Genomic DNA, 21,112 nt, shown 5'->3' on the forward strand with positions numbered 1-21,112 from the left:
CGGCGAAGCACCTGGGTAGGGGCCACGCCGCGCGGTACGCCGCAGCCGCGCCGAACCCCGCCCCGCGAGCGGAGGCCGCTGTGCCGGACACCCCCACACCCCCGCCCTCCCCGTCTCCATCCCCGACCCGGCCCTCGACCCCGACTGCAACCCCAACCCCAACTCCACCACCACCCCCGCCGCCTCTCGCCCTCGAACTCCTCGTGCACGGAGTCGCCGGCGCAGGCCCCGGCGAGCTGCTGGGCGACCCGCGCACCGTGCGCGTCACCGGGGACTCCACCGCGGCCGTCTTCCGGCGTGCGGAGGACGCCGACGCGGAAGACCACCCCGAGCGGTATGCCGGCCGGCCCGTGCCCGAGGCCTACTGCTGGTCGGGGCTCACCTCCGGCAACGGCACCCGCGCCCTGTGGCTGCTGCTCCTGCCCTTCATGGTGGTCAACCTCGCCCATTGGGCCCGGCCCGCCGCAGCCGCCGCGGACCGGTCGCCGAGAGCGGTGCGCGCGTACGGGGTGCTCGTACGGATCCTCGCGCTCAGCCTCACCGTGTTGCTGATCGCGGCCGCCTGCGAGGTCGCCCTCGACCTGTTCGCCTGGCAGTGCGCCGGCTCCGGGACGTGCACCGGCTCGCGCGCGTGGCTCGGCGTCCTCGCGCGCGAAGGCGGCTGGTGGGCTCAGCCCGGCCGCCGCCTCGCCCTCGGCGCAGCCGCTCCGGCCGCCCTCACCGGGCTGCTCTGGTTCCTGTCCAGCCGCACGTGGAGCGCCTACGAATCCCAGCCGCCGCCCGTTGGAACCGCCGAACCGCACACCGCCGCCACCGCGCCGCACACCGCCGCACCGCTCGCCCCCGACACCGCTCCCGACGCCGCGCCCGCGCTCGGCCGGCCCGGATTCTGGTACGGGCGCCGGCTCGTGGCCCGGCTGCGTGCCGCGCACACCGCCGCCGGGCTGCTGACCGTCGCCGCAGCCGTGGCCGCGCCCGCCGCGCGCCACGACCGCGGCTCCGGCGCCCCCGTGCTCGAAGCCATCGGCTGGACGCTGGAGGCGCTGCTCGCCGCCGGGGCGCTCATCACCGTCTGGGTGGTCTGCCGGCGCGGCCGCACCGAAACCCGGGCCGACCGCCACCTCGACCGGGCCGCCGTCGCCCTGTTGCCCCGGGCCGCCCTGGCGCTCCTCGGCGCCGTCCTGCTCTATGCCGGGTGGTCGCGGCCCGGCTGGACCTCCGCCGGGCGCCTCCCCGGGGACTTCGCCTTCGGCGCGCTGATGCTGGGCCAGGGCTGCTGCGTGCTCGCCCTGGCCGCCGTCGCCCTCCACCTCACCCGCCGATCCCCGGAACCGGCGGCCGCCCTGCACGGCCTCGGCGGACCGGCCATCGCCATGCTGGGCTGCGCGCTCGGCGGGGTGATGTCCGGCGGCGTCGCCCAGCGCTTCGCGGACTGGCTGGACCGGGGCGCCACGCCCGGGATGGCGGGGGCCCTGCTGCCCGGGCCGCCCCTGCTGCTGTCGTGGCAGGCCGCGGTCCTGCCCCCGCTGCTCCTCGTACTGGCCCTGCTCGCCGCCTGGTTCGCGGTGCGCGGAGCCCGTACCCGCCGCCGGCTCGCCGCCGGCGTGGCCGCCGAGTACCCGGGGGCGGTCCCGGACCAGGACCGCAGCCGCCGGATCGCGGGCGCCCGGGCCGCCGCCGCCCTCACCGACTCCGCGCCGTGGTTCGTGGCCGCCGTATCCGGGATCACCCTGCTGCTGGGCGCCGGCGCGCTCGCCGGAGCCTGGATCACCGGACGCGTCCCGGCCGAGGCGGCCCGCGGGACCCAGCCGCTGCTGGAGAGCGCCGCCCGTCTCGCCCAGGACGCCGGATCCTGGCTCATAGGGTTCGGCTTCGTCCTCTTCGTCACCTGGGGCCGCCGCGCCTACCGGGATCCGGCGGCCCGCCGCACCATCGGCATCCTGTGGGACGTCGGCACCTTCTGGCCGCGCGCCGCCCACCCCTTCGCGCCGCCCTGCTACGCCGAGCGGGCCGTCCCCGACCTCACCTGGCGGATGACCGCCTGGACCGGCCGCACCGGCGGCCGCCTGGTGATCTCCGGCCACTCCCAGGGCAGCGTGCTCGCCGCGGCGGCCGTCTGGCAGCTGCCGCCGTCGGCCCGCCGCCGGGTGGGCCTGCTCACCTACGGCTCCCCCCTCGGCCGCCTCTACGGCCGCTGGTTCCCCGCCTACTTCGGCCCCGGCCCGCTCACCGCGCTGCACCGGGACCTCGACTGCTGGCGCAACCTGTGGCGGGCCACCGACCCCATCGGCGGCCCCGTGCTGCCCGGCACCGGGGAGGGCGTGGACCGCGGCCCGCTCGCCGACCCGCTCGCCTACGGGCGCACCGTCCAGTACCCGCTGCCCGCGCCGATCCTCGGCCACTGCGACTACCAGGCGGATCCGGCCTTCGCCGCCGAACGGGACGCCCTGCTCGCCCGGCTGGCCGCGGCCGATGACCCCGGGGTGTTGCCGGGGCAGCGGTTCAGCGAGGAACCGGCAGGGCGTGCTGGTCCCGACCCGGGGAAAGGGCCGGCAGCGCCGGCAGATCCGCCGGGAACAGGAGCGTGAGCTCGTCCGTACTGGGCTCCGCCAGCTGAGCGACGCGCCCCGCGTGCCGTTCGACCATCGACTCGAAGGTCTGGCGCGCCGTACGCCCGTTGCCGAAGGCCGGACCCTTGGGGAGCTCGGTGAAGTACGTCAGCAGCGCCTCACCCGTGCCCTCACCCAGCCGGTACTCGTGCTCCTCCGCCTGCTGCTCCACGATCCGCAGCAACTCCTGCGGCCCGTAGTCCCCGAAGGTGATCGTCCGCGAGAACCGGGACGCCACCCCCGGATTGACCGTCAGGAAGCGGTCCATCTCCGCCGTGTACCCGGCGACGATCACCACCACCGCGTCCCGGTGGTCCTCCATCAGCTTCACCAGCGTGTCGATCGCCTCGCGCCCGAAGTCACGGCCCGAGTCCTCGGGCGCCAGCGCGTACGCCTCGTCGATGAACAGCACCCCGCCGCGCGCCCGGTCGAAGGCCTCCTGCGTACGGATCGCGGTGGACCCGATGTGCTCGCCGACCAGGTCCACCCGGGACACCTCGACCAGGTGGCCGCGCTCCAGCACCCCGAGGGAGGCGAGGATCTCCCCGTACAGCCGGGCGACCGTGGTCTTTCCCGTACCGGGGGAGCCGGTGAAGACGAGATGCCGGCGGACCGAGGCGGCCTTGAGGCCCGCCTGCTGCCGCCGCCGGCCCACCTCGATCATGTCGGTCAGGGCGCGCACCTCGCGTTTGACGCTCTCCAGGCCGACCAGCGCGTCGAGCTGCCCCAGCACCTCGCCGGAGCCGCGCGGGGACGTCTGCGGACCCGGCAGGTCGGCGGGCCGCGGAGCGGGCATCTCCGCCGCCTGCGGTACGGGGCTCTGCGCGACGCCCCTGCGGGCACCCTCCCGCGCCGTGGCCGCTCCGCCACCCGCGGCGGCCTGGACCGCGGACCGAGGCCCGGACTCGTCGCCGGTGCACTCCTGCGCGAGCGGCCCGTCCTCGGCGAACTCGTAACCCCCGCGCGCACAGCGCTCGGTGTGGCAGCGCGTCAGCGTAGTGCGGCAGCCGTCGAGGACGTGGAAACCGAAACCGGCACTGCCCGTCACGCGGCAGGCCGTGAAGGTGCCCCGGCCGCCCGCCGACACGTAGAACCCGGCCTCGGCGGGGGAGCTGACCGTGCACCGCTCCAGGACCGGATCGGCGCCCTTGGTGACGATCACCCCGGTCTGCACCGCGTCGATGGTGCAGTTGGCGAAGGTGCCGCCGCTGCCGTGGTCGCGGAACCAGGCCCCCGTCGCCGCCTCCCGGATCCGGCAGTCGTCGAGCTGCGCGGTGGCCCCGTCGCTCACCGAGACGGCGGTGTTGCGCACTTGGGACAGATCACTGTCGACCACGTCGACGCGCGAGCCGCGGTCCAGCACGAACAACGCGTCCGGCACGTCGTGCACCCGGCACGAATCCAGGGAGGCGGTGGCCCCGTCACTGATCCACACCGCCGGATAGTCGCCCGTACTGTCGTGGATCTCGCAGGACTCGGCGACGACCCGGGTGCCCGGGTCCCACACGGACAGGCCGTTGCGGCCGAACCGCCGCACCGTGGTGCGGCTGAGCGTGAGCACGGAACGGGAACGCAGATCCACCGCGTTCTCCGGGATGTCGTGGATGTCGCAGCCCGCCAGCGTGAGCACCGCGTCCGTGTCGAGGGTGACCCCGTCGCCCGAGGTGCGGTGCACCGCGCAGTCCGTGAGCCGGGCCGTGGCGCGCGCCGCGACCTGGACGCCGGAGCCTTTGATCTCGTACACCTCGCAGCCCAGCGCCTCCAGGCCGGAACCCTCGCCGGTGACCGCGATGCCCGCGCCGGTGGAGTGATGGACCCGGCAGCGCTCCAGGCGCGGATGCCCGCCGCCGCGCACCGAGATCCCGGTCTGGCCGGCGGCCACGACCTCGCACTCCTCGAAGACCCCGCCGCCGCCGTCCAGTACGGAGATGCCCACGCCGGTCGGATTCTCGACCGTGCACCTCCGCACCAGGGGCCGGGCCCCGCCGCGTACCTCGATGCCCGCCGCCGAGCGGGTGCTCACGCGCAGATCGGTGAGCTCGGGGGCGCCGTCCTCGACCAGCAGCGCGGGCGCCGTCCGGTCCTGGCCCTCCAGGTACAGATCCTGGACCACGGCCGAGGCGCGCACGGTCAGCGCGACCCCGTCGAGCGGGGCGATGCGTACCGATCCCAGCGTGCCTTCGGGCCCGCGCAGGGTGACGGCGTGGTGCAGTACCAGATTCTCGCGGTAGGTGCCGGGCGCGATGGACAGCACGTCGCCGTCACCCGCCGCGGCCAGTGCGGCGGTGAGCGTCGGATAGTCCCCGGAGCGGCGCCTCCACCGCGAAGCCCCGCCATGCGTCACCTGGACCGTGCCCTGAGCCATGGTGCTGTCGTGCCCCCACCCTCGTACTCGCGCCTATGAGACCGAAGCGACTGATATGGCCGCTCCACCGTAGCGCGCGCGGAGCCGGTGAGCTGCCAGCTCAACTACCCGCGCCCGCCCGGCCCCAGTCGGGCCCCGCCGCGGCCCACGCTCGGTCCAGCAGTATGTACCGCCGGTGCGTGAGCCGACGCACGACCAGGCGGCGGACGGTTTCCACCAGCGCGGCCACGCAGACGGCGGCTGCCAGGCCCGCCATCGCGGCGTGGAAGCCGGCTGCCGACGGGTCGAGCGGTTGTCCCACCACCCGGCCCTGCGTGTCGGTCCATATCCGGAACCGGTCGCCCGGGTGCGGCGGTTCCTCTGCTGCCGGCACCGTGCCCTCGTGGCTGCTTCCGTCGGGCGCGGTCCACGAGGCCACGATCCGTGAACGCCGCGGGGCCTGCTGACGCGCCGCCGGATCCGCGGACGCGCCGGCCGCCGCCTCGGGAGCCGACCGGACCACCACCGCCGGCACGAGATACCGCTCCTGCCGCTGTTCCCGCGCGGCACGCTGCAGCGTGCCGTCCACCTGCAGTCCCGTCAGCCAGCCCACGGCCGGGGCCACCACCAGAACGCACACCAGCGCGGCGAAAGCGACCCACGCCTCGAAGAGATCGGTCGGCCGGCACAGCGGATTGCGCCGCCAACGCCAGACACCCATTGCTGTCCCCACGGTCAGGCTCCCCCAACTTGTGCCAGCTCCGCCTGCCTGCGCGTCCAGGCCACCGCATGACCGGAAGACGCGCATTCCGGGACTGCGGGAGACGCGCACCCCCGATCCGCAACCAGCTCCCTCGCGGATGCCCACCCGTCTCGAATGCTCCAACGGCGTGGTCGCACCGGTTGGTTCCAGAAGGAGCCGAGAGCCCCTCGAAGGTGTCATTCCGCCAGGCCCCACGCCACCCCGGCGCCACGCCGGCGTCGCCCCGGTGCCGCCCGGCCGGCGACCGCGCCCGCCTCCGCCGCGACTGCCGGACCCGACCCCCGCCTCCCCGGACCTCCGCCCCCCGCCCCGGCTCGCGGACGCGCCGCGCTCACTCCAGGACGCGGACCTCGTCACCGACCCGGACCGTGCCCGTCCGCACCGGCACCAACTGCCGCCCGAAGGCCAGCGACTTGCCGATCCTCCGGTGCAGGGCAAGGGTCTTCAGCGGCTCCTTGCCCCGCTCCGCCGTGCTCTGGTCGGTGGTGGTGACGATGCACCTCCCGCACTCCCGCGCCCCACGGAAGACGGCGTCGCCGATCGCGAGGCGCCGCCAGCCGTCCTCGGCCCAGGCCTCGGCGCCCGATACCACCACATTGGGGCGGAAACGGTTCATCGGCAACGGGCCCTCCTGCGGATGATCCCCCTGCGCGATCAGCGAGTTGAGCACGTCCAGCGAGGCCAGGGTGGTCATCAGCAGCGGATACCCGTCGGCCAGGCTCACCGTCTCCCCGGGCAGCGCGTAATCGGGATCCACGGGCCGGCGTACGGCCGGATCGTCCAGGTGGACCAGCCGCGCCGGCGACCCCAGGTACGCGCCGAACCAGTCGGCCGCGGCGGAGGCCGCGGCCACCGTCTCGACCTTCTTGCCGAACAGCAGGACCGTCTCCAGTGGACCCGCCCCCGGCACCTCCACCCGCAGATCGGCCATGCCGGGCGCCGACACCACGACCCCGCCGTCCCCCCACGGACGGGCCGCGGCCAGCGCGAGCCGCGGCTGCTGCCGCTGGGTGATGACCGCACCGGCGCTGTCGACCAGGGCCCAGCGCCGGTCCCCGGCCGGACCCCAGGGCTCCACGGCCATCGCGTCGGGAGCGGTTCCCGCTAGCGACTTGACGGGATGGACGTGAAGCGACTGGACGTACATGTTCGACATGGGGGCATACTGCCAGCCGTCCCCGCCGCGGCCCCAGCGAACGTCAGTGGATCAGTCAGTAGCCACGCCCCTGGTACTGGCGCCCGTACGGGTCCTCGTACGAGGCGGCCTGCATCGGCGCGGGAGCCGGCACGGGCATCGGGCGCGGCGCCGCCGGGCGCATGGCCTCGTACCCGTGGCCCGCGGCGACCGGACGGGGCTGCTGCGGCTGGGGCTGCGGTACGTACCCCCCGCGGGCCGCGGGCTGCTGCTGCGGGATGTACGGCGCGGGCGCGTGCTGGAGCGGCATCGGCATCGGCATCTGCTGCGGCGCGGCCTGCTGCTGGTACGGATACCCGTATGCCGGGGCGTGCTGCTGCTGCGGCACGGCCGCGGGCAGCGCGGGAAGGGCTGAGGCGAGAGCCGGCAGGTACCCACCGCTCGAATAACCGGCGCTCGGGGTGTCGTAGGCGGCGGGGACCCGGATCGGGGCGATCTGCGGAGTACCGCGTTCAGCGACGAGGGAGTCGTAGATGGGGGTGTCCGTGAAGGAGGGCGCGGAGTAGTAACCGCCGCCATAAGTGGAGCGGGGGGAGGTCATGGGACCTAAGTTAAGCCCACGGCTTCACGGGGTCCATAGCGAGGTGTCACCAACACCGCCCTGACCTGCATATTCCCAGGTCAGGGCCACAGCTTTCACTTCACGTTCACGTGCACGATTCGCCGCTTCCGCCCCGGGTTGGCCCTACTCGTACTCACCGGTTGTGTGTTGCACCGACTTGGCGCTGACGCACTGTCACACGTCGGTGACCTCGCATGACGCTGCTTCAGGCGGGCGTTCGCCCCTTCAAACGTCCTCGCACGCGTCGAGCGGGCGGGCATAGGTGCGGCCCTTCCAGGCCGCGCCGCGGCCCCGGTAGTGCCGAACGGCCGAGTCGACGGTCATCAGCAGGTACAGCAGCGCCGTGAACGGAAGCAGCGGCGCGAGCACGGCGGGCTGGCGGTAGTAGCGCAGCATGGGCAGGTAGGTGCCGGCCATCAGCAGCCACGCCAGGCCGCCGGCCCAGGCGGTGGCGGGGCGCCCGCCGACGAGCCCCGCGAGGAGGGCCGCCGGCGGTACGAGGTAGACGAGCGTGAGGGCGGCGACCGTTCCGGCCAGCAGGAGGGGCCGGTGGCGCAGTTGGGCGTACGCGCTGCGCGCGACCATCCGCCACAGGTCCGCGAGGGCGGGGTACGGCCGCACGCTGTCCACCCGCTCCGCCAGTCCCAGCCAGATGCGCCCGCCGCAGCGCTGGACGGCGCGGGCGAGCGAGACGTCGTCGATGACGGCCTGGCGGATGCGGTCCGGGACACCCGCCCGTACGGCGGTCTCGGTGCGCAGCAGGACGCAGCCTCCCGCGGCAGCGGCGGTCCGGGCGGTGGGGCGGTTGATCCGGCGGAAGGGATAGAGCTGGGCGAAGAAGTAGACGAAGGCCGGTACGAGGAGACGTTCCCAAGGACCGGCGACGCGTAGCCGGGCCATCTGGGAGACGAGGTCGAGGTCGGCGGAGGTCGCCGCGGCGACCAGCTCGCGCAGGCTGCCGGGCTCGTGCGCGATGTCGGCGTCGGTGAGCAGGAGGTAGTCGGGCTCGCGGGCGTGCGCGGCGCGGGCATGCGCGATGCCGTGCCGAAGCGCCCACAGCTTGCCGGTCCAGCCGGGAGCGGGCTCACCGGGGGAGACGACGGTGACGGGCAGGCCGGGGTGTGCGCCGGCGAGCCGGAGCGCGAGGTCGCCGGTGCCGTCCGTACTGCCGTCGTCGACCAGGATCACCTCCGCCTCGCCGGGATAGTCCTGGGCGATGAGGGACGGCAGGCTGCGGGGGAGCACCTCGGCCTCGTCCCGGGCGGGGACGACGATGGCGACGGAGGGCCACCGGGCGGGGGTGGTGCGCGGGGGGAGGCGGACGTCGGTGCGCCAGAACATGCCGTGGGCGAGGCTGAGCCAGAGCCAGGCGGCGAGGGAGGCGCAGGCCGCGCAGGCGGCGATGAGGGAGCCCATGCCGGCAGTGTGCCGGGCCGCGCGCGCCGCGTCGGGGACCTCGCCCCACCGCGGTGCGCCGCGCCGGACCGGGGGCCCATCGCGGTTCGTTACCCCCAGGCAGGTGGGCAGGTCCTGCGACCCGGACAGCTCATCGGCCAACACCGACCGGGCCTGCCGGGGTCCGCCCTGGGCGCGGCCGGGGGACGTTGTCGGTCAGTGGGGCCTGGCACGGCCACTGCCGGGCCCGCTCTGGCGCGGCCGTGGGCGTGACCGTGCAGTTGCGCGGACTGACGGGGGCAGTCGTGGGATGGGGGCTGGGAACGGCAAGGCACATGGCCGGTGGGACTTACGGGGTTCGCCGTGGGTGTGGTGACCGGGGAGGGCTGGTCGGTCATCGGGGCGCAGTGTGCCGTTTGCTCGCCTTGGGGCTGAGAGGCCCCAGCGGACCGGACGCCTTTCGGTCACAGCGTCGGCGGTGGGGGCCGGGTCGGTGGGGCGTCCATTAAAGTGGCCGGGTGAAGATCGCGCTCATGGACTCCGGAATCGGCCTCCTCGCGGCAGCCGCCGCAGTACGGCGGCTGCGGCCGGACGCGGATCTGGTCCTGTCCTCGGACCCCGACGGCATGCCCTGGGGGCCGCGGACCCCCGGCGACCTCACCGAGCGGGCGCTCGCCGTGGCGCGGGCCGCCGCCACGCAGCGGCCGGACGCGCTGATCGTGGCCTGCAACACCGCCTCCGTGCACGCCCTGCCCAGCCTGCGCGCCGCGCTGGAGCCCGCGATCCCGGTGATCGGGACCGTACCGGCGATCAAGCCCGCCGCGGCCGCCGGGGGCCGCGTGGCCATCTGGGCGACCCCCGCCACCACCGGCAGCCCCTACCAGCGCGGCCTGATCCGTGATTTCGCCGCCGGAGTGCGGGTCACCGAGGTGCCCTGCCCCGGACTCGCCGACGCCGTGGAGGCCGCCGACGACGCGGCCGTCGCGGCCACCGTCGCCGCGGCCGCCGCGCTGACTCCCGCCGACGTGACCGACGTGGTGCTGGGCTGCACGCACTACGAGCTGGTCGAGGCACGCATCCGGGCGGCCCTCGCCGCGCGGACCGGGGGAGCCCGGCTCGTCTTCCACGGTTCCGCCGAGCCCGTGGCCCTTCAGGCGCTGCGCCGCTGCGGCGCCGGCCCCGAACCCACGCTGCCCCCGACGGGCGGCATGACCGTGCTGCTCAGCGGGCGGCCCGGCGCCCTTCCCCCCGCCGCACTCGGATACGCCGAGGGGCGGCTGCTCGCCGGTGACGGCGTGGTCGTCGGGTGACACCCGAGGACCTGGAACTCGTCGAGGCCGCCACCGAACTCGCCCGTACCCGCTGCTACGGCGAGAACCACAGCGTGGCGGCGGTGGCGCGCGCCCAGGACGGCCGGACCGTCCACGGCGTCAGCGTGTACCACTTCACCGGGGGCCTGTGCGCCGAACTCGTCGTCCTCGGCGCGGCCGCCGCCCAGGGCATCCGCGTACTGGACACGATCGTCGCCGTCGGTGACCGGCAGCGCGGCGTGCTCCCGCCCTGCGGCCGCTGCCGCCAGGTGCTCCTCGATCTCCACCCGGAGATCCGGGTGCTCCTCGGCGCCGGTGAGCGGCTGCGGGGCGTACCGGTGGCTGATCTGCTGCCCGATCGGTACGTACCCTCCTCCCCGTGACCCCTCCTCCCCGTGACCCCGTGACCCCGTGACCCCCGGGGTCAGGTGGCCGTGAGCCGCCGCGTCAGCTCCTCCTCGGAGACGTCCTCCAGGTGGGTCAGGAACACCCACAGGTGTCCGTCGGGGTCCCGCAGGATGGCGGTCCGGTCTCCGTGGAACTGGTCCGCCGGCTCCCGCACCAGCTCCGCGCCGGCCGCGACGGCCGTACGGGCGAGCGCGTCCACGTCGGGTACGAAGACGTGCAGCGCGACCGAGGTGCCGCCCAGCTCGGAGGGGGCGGTGAAGGAGCCTTCCGAGGTGTCCCCGAGCATCAGGACGGCCTAGCCGATCCGCATCTCCGCATGCAGCACCCCGCCTTCCGGAGCGTCGATGCGGAAGTCCTCGACCGCGCCGAAGGCCTCCTTGTAGAAGGAGAGGGCGGCGGATCCGTCGGCCACCAGGATGTGGGGCACGACCGCGGTGCGGTAGCGCGCCGGGATGATCTGGACTGCCTCGTGTGTGGTCATGCGCCTGACCGTAGAAGCTCAAGTTCGGTCGAGGTCAAGGGTGGGAAGCCGCCCGCCCCCCTGCGCGCGGCGCCCGCCGGGCCGCCCGCTGCACCGAGTGGGCGAGGAGCCGGTGGCGTGCGCGGGGAAGGTGAGTACGCTGCTGAACATGACGGTTCACCCTCCGGGCCCGCTCTGGACCGGCCGGGCCTCCAACCGCGCTCAGTGGCTGCTCGCCGCGGCCGGTGCGGCCTGTATGGCGCTCGGCATCCACCTCGCCGTGGGCAGCGCCTGGACCGCCGGCATCGCCCCGCTGCTCATGGCCGTGGTGGGCTGCGTCGCCGCCGGCCTGCTCATCCTCTTCGGGACTCTCGCCTTCGTATGCGTCGCCGTCACCGTCGACGCCGAAGCCCTCGACGTGCGCTGCGGCCACCTGGGGCTGCCGCGCCGCAGGATCCGGCTCGCCGATGTGACCTCCGCCGAGTTCGTCCCCCGGGTCACCCCGCGGCAGTGGGGCGGCTGGGGTTACCACTGGCGTCCCGAGAAGGGCACCGCGATCGTCGTCCGCCGCGGCGAGGGCCTGGAACTGCGGCTGCGCGACGGCAACCTGTTCACGCTCACCGTCGACGACGCCGAGAACGCGGTCCGGGTCATCCGCACCCACCTGCGCGCCCTCGCCCACTGACCCTCGCCCACTGACCCTCGCCCACCGACCCTCGCCCACCGACCGAGCCCCACTGACCCGTGCCCACCGAACCTTGTCCACCGTCCGTGCCCGCACCGTCCGTGCCCCGCACCGACCCGTGCCCCGGCGGCCGGACAGCGGCCCCACCGACCCGTGCCCCGGCGGCCTGGACAGCGGCCCTTACCGGGCCGGGCCTGCGGGGACGTACACTCCGCCAGATGAGCAGCAGTGTCATCCGCCCCGCCGGGAACGAGCCCGCCCAGCCCCTCGGCCCGGCCGAAGAGGCCACCGGAACCAAGGCCGCCGCACTCCCCGGGAACGGGCCGGACCGGGCCACGCGGAAGGGCTTCTGTGCCCGCGCCGTACTCGCAGCCCTCTCCGGCGTGCTGCTCTACCTCAGCTTCCCGCCCCGCCCCCTGTGGTGGCTCGCCCCGCTGGCCCTGGCCCTGCTCGCCGGCATCCTGCACGGCCGCCGCGCCCGGGCCGGCTTCGCCCTCGGCTTCTTCCACGGCCTCGGCTACCTGCTGCCGCTCCTCGTCTGGACGAGCGAGGGGGTCGGCCCGGTCCCCTGGCTCGCCCTCGTGACGCTGGAGGCCCTCCTCATCGGCCTCACCACCCTCGGTATCTCCCTCGTCAGCAAGCTCCCCGGCCAGCCGCTGTGGGCCGCCGCCGTCTGGATCGCCGGTGAGGCGCTGCGCGCCCGCGCGCCCTTCGGCGGCTTCCCCTGGGGCAAGCTCGCCTTCGGCCAGGCCGACGGGCTCTTCCTGCCGCTCGCCGCGCTCGGCGGCACCCCGCTGCTCTCCTTCGCCGTCGCCCTGTGCGGTTTCGGGCTGTACGAAGCCCTGCGCGCGGCCCGCCACCACCCCCGGCGGGCCACCGCGGCCCTGGCGGCCCTGGCCGTGGCCGCGCCCATCGGCGCCGCCCTCGCCGCCCGACCGCTGGTCTCCGACCGCGCCGAGGACGGCACGGCCGTCGCCGCCGTCATCCAGGGCAACGTGCCGCGCGCCGGCTTCGACTTCAACGCGCAGCGGCGCGCCGTCCTCGACAACCACGCGCGGCGCACCGTCCAGCTCGCCGAGGACGTCAAGGCCGGCCGGGTCCCCAAGCCCGACTTCGTGGTCTGGCCGGAGAACTCCTCCGACATCGACCCGTTCACCCAGTCCGACGCCTACGAGGTCATCGACGGGGCCGTCAAGGCCATCGGCGTGCCGGTCGCGATCGGCGCCGTACTGGCCCCGGACAGCGGGCCGCTGCGCAACACGGTGATCCTGTGGGATCCGGTCAAGGGCCCCACCGAGACGTACGACAAGCGCAAGATCCAGCCCTTCGGCGAGCGCATCCCGATGCGCTCCTTCGTCCGGCTCTTCAGCTCCGACGTGGACCGGGTACGCCGCGACTTCGGCCCCGGCAAGGACCCCGGCGTCTTCGACATGGCGGGCAGCGGGATCGGCATGGTCACCTGCTTCGAGGCCGCCTTCGACGACGCCGTCCGCTCCACCGTCCAGGACGGCGCCCAGGTGATCGCCGTACCGAGCAACAACGCCACTTTCGGCCGGACCCAGATGACCTACCAGCAGCTGGCCATGGACCGGGTCCGCGCCGTCGAGCACAGCCGGACCGTCCTCGTACCCGTCACCAGCGGGGTCAGCGCGGTGATCCGCCCCGACGGGAGGATCACCGCCCGGACCGAGATGTTCACCGCCGACGCGCTGGTGGCCGAGATCCCGCTGCGCTCCACCCGCACACCCGCCACCCTCGTCGGGCCGCTGCCGGAGTACGCGCTGCTCCTGGTCGCCGCGGGCGGGCTCGGCTGGATCCTGGCCCGCCGGGTCCGCACCCGCCGCACGGCCTGAGGCCCGTACGGCTCCCCGCGCCTCGTAAGGTCGGGGGATGACCACACCGGACTTCATCCGCGCCCTCCGTGCCACCGCCGGGAGCCAGCTGCTCCTGCTGCCCGCCGTCACAGCCGTCGTCTTCGACGACCGGGGCCGGGTCCTGCTCGGCCGGCGCTCCGACACCGGCCGGTGGTCGGTGATCGGCGGCATCGCCGAGCCGGGGGAGCAGCCCGCGGACACCGCCGCACGCGAGGTGTACGAGGAGACGGCGGTGCGCTGCGTACCCGAGCGGGTGGTCCTCGTTCAGATGCTCAGCCCGGTCACCTACCCCAACGGCGACGTCTGCCAGTTCCAGGACATCACCTTCCGCTGCCGGGCGACCGGCGGGGAGGCGCGGGTCAACGACCACGAGTCCCTGGAAGTGGCCTGGTTCGCGGTGGACGCGCTGCCGCCGCTTGAGCGTTTCGCGCTCGACCGTGTGCACCGTGCCCTGCGGGACGAGCCGACCTGGTTCGAGGCCGCGGCCGAGATCGAGCCGGAGGGCGCGACCGGGACAGCACCCGAGATCGCGCCGGAGGGCGCGCACCAGCGGGGTCCCGTCGTCCAAGGCCGCGCTGAGGGCGGGCGGGCAGACGGCGTCGGCCCGGCGGCACCGGCCGTGGCCCCGTATCCCGTGGCCCCGTAACCCGTAACCCGTAACCCGTAACCCCGTAACCCCGTAACCCCGTGACCCCAGGGCTCAGCGACGCTCGTACACCGTCACCCGGCGGCCCCGGACCTGCCGGTCCTCCACCACCGTGAACCGCTCCGCCAGCACCGCGGCCTTCACCCGGTCCCGCTCCGCCGACGGCGCCCTGGCGACCTTCGCCGCATCCGTCACCAGCAGCACGCGCGGCTGAGCGAGCAACGACTCCCGGATCCGCGCCGGCTGCGCCTCCTCGCCCTTGAGGGTCCCCGAGGCGACCGGGCTGCGGTCCAGCGCTATGTCCACCAGCCCGGTGAAGGCGCCGGGGGAGACCAGCGCGGTGTCCCGCCGGGCGGCCGGGACGAACAGCACCGCGTCCCCCGACCGCTTCAGCCGCGCCACCTCGCCGGCCACCGCCAGGACGTCGTCGACCCGGCTCGCCGGAGCCCGTTTGCCCAGCTCCACCGGGAGCATCGCCAGCACGGCGACGCCGACCACGCCCGGCACGACCAGGGCCGCCGCGCCCGGGAACCGGGGCGCGGTGGCCCGTACCGCCGCGCCCAGGGCCACGCCGATCAGCAGCGCCAGACCCAGCATGCTGAACAGCACGTACCGGTCCAGGAACAGCGGCTGGACCAGCGACAGCCCGATCAGCCCGAGCTGCGGCACCGCCAGCAACGGCAGTCCGACCGCCGCCACCGACAGCCGTCCGGCACGCGGGCCCCTCCACCGGTCCGCCGTGGCGCAGAGACCGCCGACCGCCAGCAGGATGCCGGGCCCGATCATCATGTGCCAGGTCAGCGGCGGTATCCAGGACACCTGGTCGGCCTGGCCGCGGCTGAACAGGATCAGCGGCAGCGCTCCCGCCACCGCGCCCGCGCCGCCGGCCGTCCAGCGCAGCCAGAGCCCCCGCCCGGCCCGCGCCCACCACAGGGTTGCCGCGTGGGCGGGCAGGATCAGCAGAGACAGCCAGTTCAGCAGGGCGCAGACCAGCAGGGTGATCCCGTACGCCGTCCAGCGCGGCCACGTGCGCCGTCCGGGCCGGTCCGCCGCGAGCGTCACCAGCAGCAGGGTGGACAGTCCGGCCCCGGCGGCGACGAGTGCGTACGGGCGGCCCTCCTGGAGGTAGAACTGCACGGCCGGCAGCAGCCCGAGCGCCAGCCCGCCGCCCAGCCCCGCCCAGAAGCCGGCGAGGCGCCGCCCGACGAGGGCGACACAGGCAGCGGCGGCCGACATCGCGAGCACGGACGGCAGCCGCAAGGTGGTCGTACCGGCCCCGAAGGCCTCGAAGAGGCCGTGCATCAGCAGGTAGTAGAGCCCGTGCACGGCATCGACGTGGCCGAGCATCTCCCATATCTCGGTCGCCGACCGCCCGGCCACCTGCCAGGTGGCCGCCTCGTCCCGCCACACGCTGTCCTGGCGGGACAGCCCCCACAGACCGAGCGACACCGTCCACACGACCGGAACCAGCCAAACGAGATGCCGGCGCCGGCCGGCGGATATGTGGGAAGGCATGGAGATGTGCGGGTCCTCGGTGCGATGCGGGCAGTGCGATGCGACGCGCCGCGGTGCAGTGCAGCGCGGTGCAATGCGGTGCGGTGCGGCGCGATGCGTGGGCGAAAGGCGCCAGTCTATGGACGCCGCGGACGGGTTCGGGACGGGGGTTGTGCACCGCGGAGCGTGATCGCCGGGGCCGGCCGCCCCTAGCCTCGCCACAGGAGCACGAACGAGGGGCGGTACCCGGTGAACTGGCTCATTCACGATTACCGCGAGAGCGATCTCGCCGCAGTCGTCCATCTGATCGACACCACGGCCCAACTGGGCCAGGAGTCCGTCTTCTCGCTCGCCGAGTGCATCAGCGCCCTCACGGACCGGCAGCCCTGCGTGGTCGCCGTGCACCAGGGCGTCCCGATCGGCGCGGCCCTCGCCTGCGTCACCGGGGAACGGGCCTGGGTCATGCGGATCGCGATCGCGGCGGGATGGCGCGGCCGCGGCCTGGCCAGCGCGCTGCTCGTGGAGCTGGAGCGGCGGCTCATCGCCGCCCGCGTCGGCCGGATCGCCTACGTCCTGCCGGAGGAGGACCTGCTCGGCGAGGGCCTCCTCAACGCCGGATACACCCGGCAGCCCGCCGTCGCCTACTTCGAGAAGACCGAGCCGCTGCACGGTCCGGCGGCGGGTCTCCTCGACGACCTCGGCGGCCGCTTCCTCCCCAATGACCTGTGGGCCAAGGTCGCCGGCATGGAGAAGGAGAAGGACCTGATCGAGCGGCGCGTGGTGCTGCCGCTCGCCGAACCGGAGCGGGCCGCCTCGCACGGGGTGCGGCCGCCGCGTGCCATCGCCCTCTTCGGCCCGCCCGGCACCGGCAAGACCACCTTCGCCCGGGGCATCGCCTCCCGGCTCGGCTGGCCCTTCGTGGAGCTGCTGCCCTCGCGCCTCGCGGACGAGGGGAACCTGGCCACCGCGCTACGGGACGCCTTCGCCAGGATCGCCGAGCTCGAACGCGTACTCGTCTTCATCGACGAGGTCGAGGAGATCGCCCCCGTGCGCACCGAGCCGGCCCAGCCCGGCGGGATCCACGGAGTGACGAACGAGCTGCTGAAGCTGATACCCGGCTTCCGGGAGGGCGACGAACGGCTCCTCGTGTGCGCCACCAACTCCATCCGCTCCCTCGATCCGGCCTTCCTGCGGCCCGGGCGCTTCGACTACCTGATCCCGATCGGCACCCCCGACGCCGGGGCCCGCGCCGCGATCTGGTCCCGCTACACGGAGCGGCGCGCGGACGTCGACGTGGCGGCCCTGGTGGCGGCGACCGAGCTGTTCACCCCGGCCGACATCGAGCACGCGGCGCGGATCGCGGCGCAGGTCTCCTTCGAGCGGGACCTGGAGGCGGTCGGCGCGCGGGGCGCGGCGGCCGCGCAACTGGGTGCGACGACGGAGGACTACCTGGCGGCGGTGGCGCAGTGCCGTCCGACGGTGACCCCGGCGATGACGGGCGAGTTCGAGGCGGACATCACGGCGCACGCGCGGTTCTGAGCTCCGTCCCCCGGTTGCGGCGGGGGACGGCGAGGCGGCCCGCAGCCACTCCCCGAGCCGGCTGCGGGCCCGCCCTCACGGCCCCCGACGTCTATCTGGCGCAGCGGTACGTGAATTCCACCGCGGCCGTGCGCTGCCCGGGCGACAGCAGCTGGAGCTCGGCCCGCGCCGGATACGTTCCGACGCCCTGGAAGGTCCACAGCAGGTGCAGCCTGGCCTCCCGCTGGCCGCGCGGGATCCGCTCGATCAGCGGCCCCGAGGAGGTGCCGTCGCTGCGGAGCCAGCGGTACGTGAGGGTCCCGGGGCGCCCGTTGGTCCGTACGACCGCGACCACGTCGGCCGCCGCGTCGCAGGAGGGGCCCCCCGCGTCGGTGGTCACGGCCACGTCCCGGACCTCGACGGCGGGCCCGTACCGCTGCCACGCCAGGTAGGCGAGGACCGCGAGGAGGACGGCGGCGGCCAGGGCGTACCGGCGCAGGCCACCACCAGGGCGGCCGCGGGGCCCAGCGCCGACGGCGATCGGGAACGGCGCGGGCATGGCCGCCGTGACGCCGGGGCCGAAGCGCAGGACGGAGCCGTCGACCCGGTCGGGCGCGACCTCGCCCACCTCGGGGCCCTGCCCGGGCCCCGGTTCCGGCGGAGGGCCGCTGAACCAGTGGCTGCCGAGGACCGTGGCGCTGTAGTCGTCGCCGTGCGGGGCGGGGGAGCGGGGAACGCTCATGAGACGGGCTCCTGACAACGCGAGAGGTGCTGGGAGTCCGACGCGGAGCCGTTCCCGGCGGTGGGCCGCGTGGTGACCCGGACGCCGCCGTAGCAGCCGCGTCCCCGGGTGAAGGTGTGGGCCTGCACCACGGTGGCCGGCGAACCCGGCTGCACCACGAGCGTGTCCGTGCCGTCCGCTACGGAGTAGTCGCCCTGGGCGGAGCCGAGGAACCACTCCAGAACGACGGTCACCGGTCCGGTGCCCTCGGCGGCCACCGAGACGGTGGCCTCTCCCCTGTACGCGCCGGGCCGGAGCGACACGGCGACCTTCGTGACCCTCAGCGGCGGCGAGGGCGACGGCGTCGGCGTCGGACTCCAGGCCGGAGTCGGCGTCGTCTTCGGACTCGGCGTGGCTTTCGGAGTCGTCGCACTCGGCGTGGGCGTGGCACTCCACGAGGGGAACGGGGACGGAGACGGCGACAAGGACGGGGACAGCGAGGGGCCGGGGCCCGGGGACACGGACGGGGAAACGGCGGCACCCGGGGTCGTAGAGGGCGAAGCCGGCCCGGCAGGGGACGCGCTGGTCGTGGCGAACGCGCTCAACGCGGAGGCCCCGCCGGGGCCGGCGCCGATGGCGTCCGTCGTGAGGATCAGCGCGGCCCCCAGGACCAGCGCCAGCGCGGCCGCGAACCAGCCGCCGCGCCCGGGCGCCCAGCCGGAGCCGTGACCCAGCGTGGTGGTGGCCATCGACGTGGTGCCCGCCGCCCCACCCGCCGAAGGGAACAGCAGCGGCAGCAGCGCCGCCAGGGCCGCCAGCCTGCGCTGCCCGCGCTCCTCCCAGTCGGGGCCGTACGCGGCGAGCGCCACCCCCTCCAGCTCCGCCACGAAGGCCTCGGCGTTCTCCGGCCGGTGCTCCGGCTGCTTGGCCAGGCCCCGCCGGATCAGCGGGCGTACCGGCTCCGGGGCCTCGGTCTCCGGCACCGGCGCCTCCACGTGCTGGAGGGCGAGCTCCGCGAAGTTCGCACCGTCGTAGGGTTTGCGCCCGGTCAGGCACTCGAAGAAGGTCGCCGTCGCCGCGTACACGTCGGCCGCCGGGGACGCGGGCCGCCCCTGCCACTGCTCGGGCGCCATGTAGGCGGGGGTTCCCGCCACCCCGGGCGTGGTGCCGCGCCCCGCGGCGATGCCGAAGTCGACCAGCTTCGACGAGCCGTCCGCCGCGACCAGCACGTTCTCCGGCTTGTAGTCCCGGTGGACCACGCCGGCCCGGTGCGCCGCGGCGAGCCCGAGGAGGGAGCCCTTCAGCACCACCAGCGCGGCTTCGGCCCCGGCCGGCCCGGACTGCCGCAGCAGCGCGCGCAGACTGACGCCGTCCACCAGCTCCATGACGATGGCCGCCCCGCCGGGGGCCTCCACGTACTCGTACAGCCCCACGACGTACGGCGACCGCAGTCCGCCCAGGAGCCGTGCCTCGGCCCTGAACTCCCGTACGAAGGCCGGGTCCTCGCGCAGGCGGCCGCTGAGGTACTTCACAGCGACCGCCGTGCCCGTACCGTCGTGGACGGCGAGCACCACGCGGCCGCTGCCGCCCGAGCCGAGTTCCCGGATCTCCGAGTAACCGGGGACCGTCCACGTGCTGTTCATCGTTCCCGCCCTCCGCCGTGGCGCCGCCACGCCGCCACCCGAGTCCCTCGGCCCGCCGGTCCTGGCGGGTCCTGGCGGGTTGGTGACCCGGCCAGGACCCGACCGGTCTTCTCCAGGGACGTGGTCGCGCCACGGCCGGTTCCCGACCTCGCGGGTGTCTCGAAGTACGCCCCCGAGGCGGGTCCCGGCGCAGTGTCAGGCCGGGGCCGCTGCGATGAGGGCGTGGAGCCGGTCGGCCGCCGCCCGCCCGAAGGCCGGGTCGTTGATGTGGGTGTCGTAGTCGTGGAGCCGGGCCGCGCTGCCCCGCAAGCCCTCGCGCAGGGCCGAGAACAGGGCCAGGTCGGCGCCGGGATCATGGTAGGGGCCACCCGGCGCACCGAGCGTGGACAGTCCGCGGAGTGGGACGCAGACCGCAGTGGGCCCGGTCGCCGCCCGGAGCTTGGCGGCGACCCGGCGGCCGAGCTCGGCACACTCCGCCTCGGTCGTACGGACCACCGTGACGGACGGGTTGTGGACCCGGACGTGCCGGTCACGGGCCTGCTCGGGCAGCGTGTCCAGCGGGCCGAACTTGACCATGTCCAGCGCCCCCAGGCTCACCACCTGCGGAACCCCGGCCCGGCCGGCCGCGCTGAGCCGGTCGGGGCCGGCGCTCAGGATGCCGCCGCACAGGTCGTCGGCGAGTTCGCTGAGGGTGAGGTCGAGGACGCCCGCGAAGGTGCCCTGTCCGGCGAGGGTCTCCAGGGTGCGGCCGCCGGCGCCGCTGACGTGGAAGACCAGCACCTCGTAGCCCAGCTCGGTCAGCCGCTCCCGGGCCGCGTCCACGCCGGTCGTGGTCACGCCCGCCATGCTCGCCGCGATCAGCGGGCGGACGCCCTCGCCGAGCTCGGCCGGGCGGTGCGGTCCGAGGCGGGACCGGGCGTGGGCCTTCGCCATGGCGGCGATCGCCTCCACCGCGTTCGCCATGATGGGCGCGGAGACGCTGTTGATCCCCGCGATGTCCACCACGCTGTACATCATGGTGATGTCCGAGGATCCGACGTACGGGGCGACATTGCCGGACGCCATGGACGAGACCATGAGCTTGGGTACGCCCAGGGGCAGGGCGCGCATCGCCCGGGTGGCGATGGAGGTACCGCCGCTGCCGCCGATCGAGAGCACCCCGTCCAGCCGGCCCGCGGCGTGCATGCGTAACAGCACCGCCTCCGCGCCCCTGGCCATCGTGGTCACGGCCGCGCCCCGGTCGGCGGCCGCGCGCAGCTGTGACAGTTCCGTTCCGGCCGCCCGCGCCACCGCGTCCCGCGGTACGTCGGCGGGCACGCGCGGCTCCCCCATGATTCCCGTGTCGACCAGTTCCACTTCAACGCCGGCGCGCAGCAGTTTCTCGCGCAGCCAGCCGTACTCCACACCCTTGGTGTCCAGGGTTCCCACCAGCACGACGTTCGTCATAGGTGCAATGTCCATGCGGGTGGCTCTGCTGGCAAGTAA

The 21,112-nt window shown here is 74.8% G+C and carries 17 protein-coding genes and 1 pseudogene; 7 read left to right on the plus strand and 11 right to left on the minus strand.

The window, feature by feature from the left end:
* Positions 1-80: 80 nt before the first annotated feature.
* On the plus strand, positions 81-2,588 hold the full coding sequence (locus tag ACWDX7_RS05860; protein WP_451488265.1) for a hypothetical protein: 2,508 nt from the start codon (positions 81-83) through the stop codon (positions 2,586-2,588).
* Here the strand turns inward: ACWDX7_RS05860 and ACWDX7_RS05865 are convergent.
* The 5 genes from ACWDX7_RS05865 to ACWDX7_RS05885 all read right to left on the minus strand — a co-directional run bounded on the left by ACWDX7_RS05865 (position 2,503) and on the right by ACWDX7_RS05885 (position 8,889).
* On the minus strand, positions 2,503-4,974 hold the full coding sequence (locus ACWDX7_RS05865; RefSeq protein WP_451488266.1) for a right-handed parallel beta-helix repeat-containing protein: 2,472 nt from the start codon (positions 4,972-4,974) through the stop codon (positions 2,503-2,505). The two genes, ACWDX7_RS05860 and ACWDX7_RS05865, sit on opposite strands and share 86 nt — an antisense overlap.
* Positions 4,975-5,074: 100 nt before the next feature.
* Positions 5,075-5,686 carry an Rv1733c family protein gene (locus ACWDX7_RS05870; RefSeq protein ID WP_451488267.1) on the minus strand — a complete coding sequence of 204 codons (612 nt, stop codon included), beginning with the start codon at positions 5,684-5,686 and terminating at the stop codon, positions 5,075-5,077.
* 361 nt (positions 5,687-6,047) lie between these two features.
* Complete coding sequence (locus ACWDX7_RS05875) at positions 6,048-6,872, minus strand: MOSC domain-containing protein (RefSeq protein ID WP_451488268.1); 825 nt, start codon at positions 6,870-6,872, stop codon at positions 6,048-6,050.
* Between the two features lie 55 nt (positions 6,873-6,927).
* Positions 6,928-7,452 carry a DUF6643 family protein gene (locus ACWDX7_RS05880; RefSeq protein WP_451488269.1) on the minus strand — a complete coding sequence of 175 codons (525 nt, stop codon included), beginning with the start codon at positions 7,450-7,452 and terminating at the stop codon, positions 6,928-6,930.
* Positions 7,453-7,698: 246 nt separating this feature from the next.
* Positions 7,699-8,889 (minus strand): glycosyltransferase, encoded by a 1,191-nt coding sequence (locus ACWDX7_RS05885; RefSeq protein WP_451488270.1) that lies wholly within the window; start codon positions 8,887-8,889, stop codon positions 7,699-7,701.
* A 497-nt stretch (positions 8,890-9,386) separates the two neighbouring features.
* Here ACWDX7_RS05885 and ACWDX7_RS05890 point away from each other — a divergent pair, with 497 nt between their 5' ends.
* Positions 9,387-10,178 carry a glutamate racemase gene (locus ACWDX7_RS05890; RefSeq protein ID WP_451488271.1) on the plus strand — a complete coding sequence of 264 codons (792 nt, stop codon included), beginning with the start codon at positions 9,387-9,389 and terminating at the stop codon, positions 10,176-10,178.
* Positions 10,175-10,561: a cytidine deaminase family protein gene (locus tag ACWDX7_RS05895; protein WP_451488272.1), complete on the plus strand. Its 387-nt coding sequence runs from the start codon at positions 10,175-10,177 to the stop codon at positions 10,559-10,561. The genes ACWDX7_RS05890 and ACWDX7_RS05895 overlap by 4 nt, the downstream gene beginning before the upstream one ends.
* A 41-nt stretch (positions 10,562-10,602) precedes the next feature.
* Here ACWDX7_RS05895 and ACWDX7_RS05900 read toward each other — a convergent pair whose 3' ends face one another.
* Both ACWDX7_RS05900 and ACWDX7_RS05905 read right to left on the minus strand, forming a co-directional pair.
* A complete protein-coding gene (locus tag ACWDX7_RS05900) occupies positions 10,603-10,872 on the minus strand; it encodes a VOC family protein (RefSeq protein WP_451488273.1) in 270 nt (89 codons plus the stop codon).
* A 9-nt stretch (positions 10,873-10,881) separates the two neighbouring features.
* Positions 10,882-11,067 carry a hypothetical protein gene (locus ACWDX7_RS05905; RefSeq protein ID WP_451488274.1) on the minus strand — a complete coding sequence of 62 codons (186 nt, stop codon included), beginning with the start codon at positions 11,065-11,067 and terminating at the stop codon, positions 10,882-10,884.
* Between the two features lie 148 nt (positions 11,068-11,215).
* On the opposite strand from ACWDX7_RS05905, the gene ACWDX7_RS05910 reads away from it, so the two are divergent.
* From ACWDX7_RS05910 to ACWDX7_RS05920, 3 genes and pseudogenes are all read left to right on the plus strand, one after another.
* A complete protein-coding gene (locus ACWDX7_RS05910) occupies positions 11,216-11,731 on the plus strand; it encodes a hypothetical protein (RefSeq protein ID WP_451488275.1) in 516 nt (171 codons plus the stop codon).
* A gap of 218 nt (positions 11,732-11,949) precedes the next feature.
* Positions 11,950-13,584, plus strand: coding sequence for an apolipoprotein N-acyltransferase (gene lnt, locus ACWDX7_RS05915; protein WP_451488276.1), 1,635 nt, complete (start codon positions 11,950-11,952; stop codon positions 13,582-13,584).
* A 37-nt stretch (positions 13,585-13,621) separates the two neighbouring features.
* Positions 13,622-14,089: pseudogene (locus ACWDX7_RS05920) on the plus strand (NUDIX hydrolase); the annotation flags it as partial.
* Positions 14,090-14,305: 216 nt separating this feature from the next.
* Here the strand turns inward: ACWDX7_RS05920 and ACWDX7_RS05925 are convergent.
* On the minus strand, positions 14,306-15,766 hold the full coding sequence (locus ACWDX7_RS05925) for a glycosyltransferase family 39 protein (protein ID WP_451488277.1): 1,461 nt from the start codon (positions 15,764-15,766) through the stop codon (positions 14,306-14,308).
* 228 nt (positions 15,767-15,994) lie between these two features.
* Here ACWDX7_RS05925 and ACWDX7_RS05930 point away from each other — a divergent pair, with 228 nt between their 5' ends.
* Positions 15,995-17,284 carry an ATP-binding protein gene (locus ACWDX7_RS05930; protein ID WP_451488278.1) on the plus strand — a complete coding sequence of 430 codons (1,290 nt, stop codon included), beginning with the start codon at positions 15,995-15,997 and terminating at the stop codon, positions 17,282-17,284.
* Positions 17,285-17,375: 91 nt separating this feature from the next.
* Here ACWDX7_RS05930 and ACWDX7_RS05935 read toward each other — a convergent pair whose 3' ends face one another.
* The 3 genes from ACWDX7_RS05935 to ACWDX7_RS05945 form a co-directional block, all read right to left on the minus strand.
* On the minus strand, positions 17,376-18,005 hold the full coding sequence (locus tag ACWDX7_RS05935) for a hypothetical protein (RefSeq protein WP_451488279.1): 630 nt from the start codon (positions 18,003-18,005) through the stop codon (positions 17,376-17,378).
* Entirely contained in the window at positions 18,002-19,627 is a 1,626-nt protein-coding gene (locus tag ACWDX7_RS05940) for a protein kinase domain-containing protein (protein WP_451488280.1), read from the minus strand. The genes ACWDX7_RS05935 and ACWDX7_RS05940 overlap by 4 nt, the downstream gene beginning before the upstream one ends.
* A gap of 195 nt (positions 19,628-19,822) precedes the next feature.
* Positions 19,823-21,073, minus strand: coding sequence for a Tm-1-like ATP-binding domain-containing protein (locus ACWDX7_RS05945; RefSeq protein ID WP_451488281.1), 1,251 nt, complete (start codon positions 21,071-21,073; stop codon positions 19,823-19,825).
* Positions 21,074-21,112 lie beyond the last annotated feature (39 nt).

The sequence above is a fragment of the Streptomyces sp. NPDC003034 genome (assembly GCF_053591375.1).

Coding starts and splice junctions, on each gene's coding strand:
- ACWDX7_RS05905 (WP_451488274.1), bottom strand. CDS start 11,067: ATGACCACACACGAGGCAGTCCAGATCATCCCGGCGCGCTACCGCACC.
- ACWDX7_RS05940 (WP_451488280.1), bottom strand. CDS start 19,627: ATGAACAGCACGTGGACGGTCCCCGGTTACTCGGAGATCCGGGAACTC.
- ACWDX7_RS05910 (WP_451488275.1), top strand. CDS start 11,216: ATGACGGTTCACCCTCCGGGCCCGCTCTGGACCGGCCGGGCCTCCAAC.
- ACWDX7_RS05945 (WP_451488281.1), bottom strand. CDS start 21,073: ATGACGAACGTCGTGCTGGTGGGAACCCTGGACACCAAGGGTGTGGAG.
- ACWDX7_RS05935 (WP_451488279.1), bottom strand. CDS start 18,005: ATGAGCGTTCCCCGCTCCCCCGCCCCGCACGGCGACGACTACAGCGCC.
- ACWDX7_RS05925 (WP_451488277.1), bottom strand. CDS start 15,766: ATGCCTTCCCACATATCCGCCGGCCGGCGCCGGCATCTCGTTTGGCTG.
- ACWDX7_RS05865 (WP_451488266.1), bottom strand. CDS start 4,974: ATGGCTCAGGGCACGGTCCAGGTGACGCATGGCGGGGCTTCGCGGTGG.
- lnt (WP_451488276.1), top strand. CDS start 11,950: ATGAGCAGCAGTGTCATCCGCCCCGCCGGGAACGAGCCCGCCCAGCCC.
- ACWDX7_RS05880 (WP_451488269.1), bottom strand. CDS start 7,452: ATGACCTCCCCCCGCTCCACTTATGGCGGCGGTTACTACTCCGCGCCC.
- ACWDX7_RS05885 (WP_451488270.1), bottom strand. CDS start 8,889: ATGGGCTCCCTCATCGCCGCCTGCGCGGCCTGCGCCTCCCTCGCCGCC.
- ACWDX7_RS05875 (WP_451488268.1), bottom strand. CDS start 6,872: ATGTCGAACATGTACGTCCAGTCGCTTCACGTCCATCCCGTCAAGTCG.
- ACWDX7_RS05900 (WP_451488273.1), bottom strand. CDS start 10,872: ATGCTCGGGGACACCTCGGAAGGCTCCTTCACCGCCCCCTCCGAGCTG.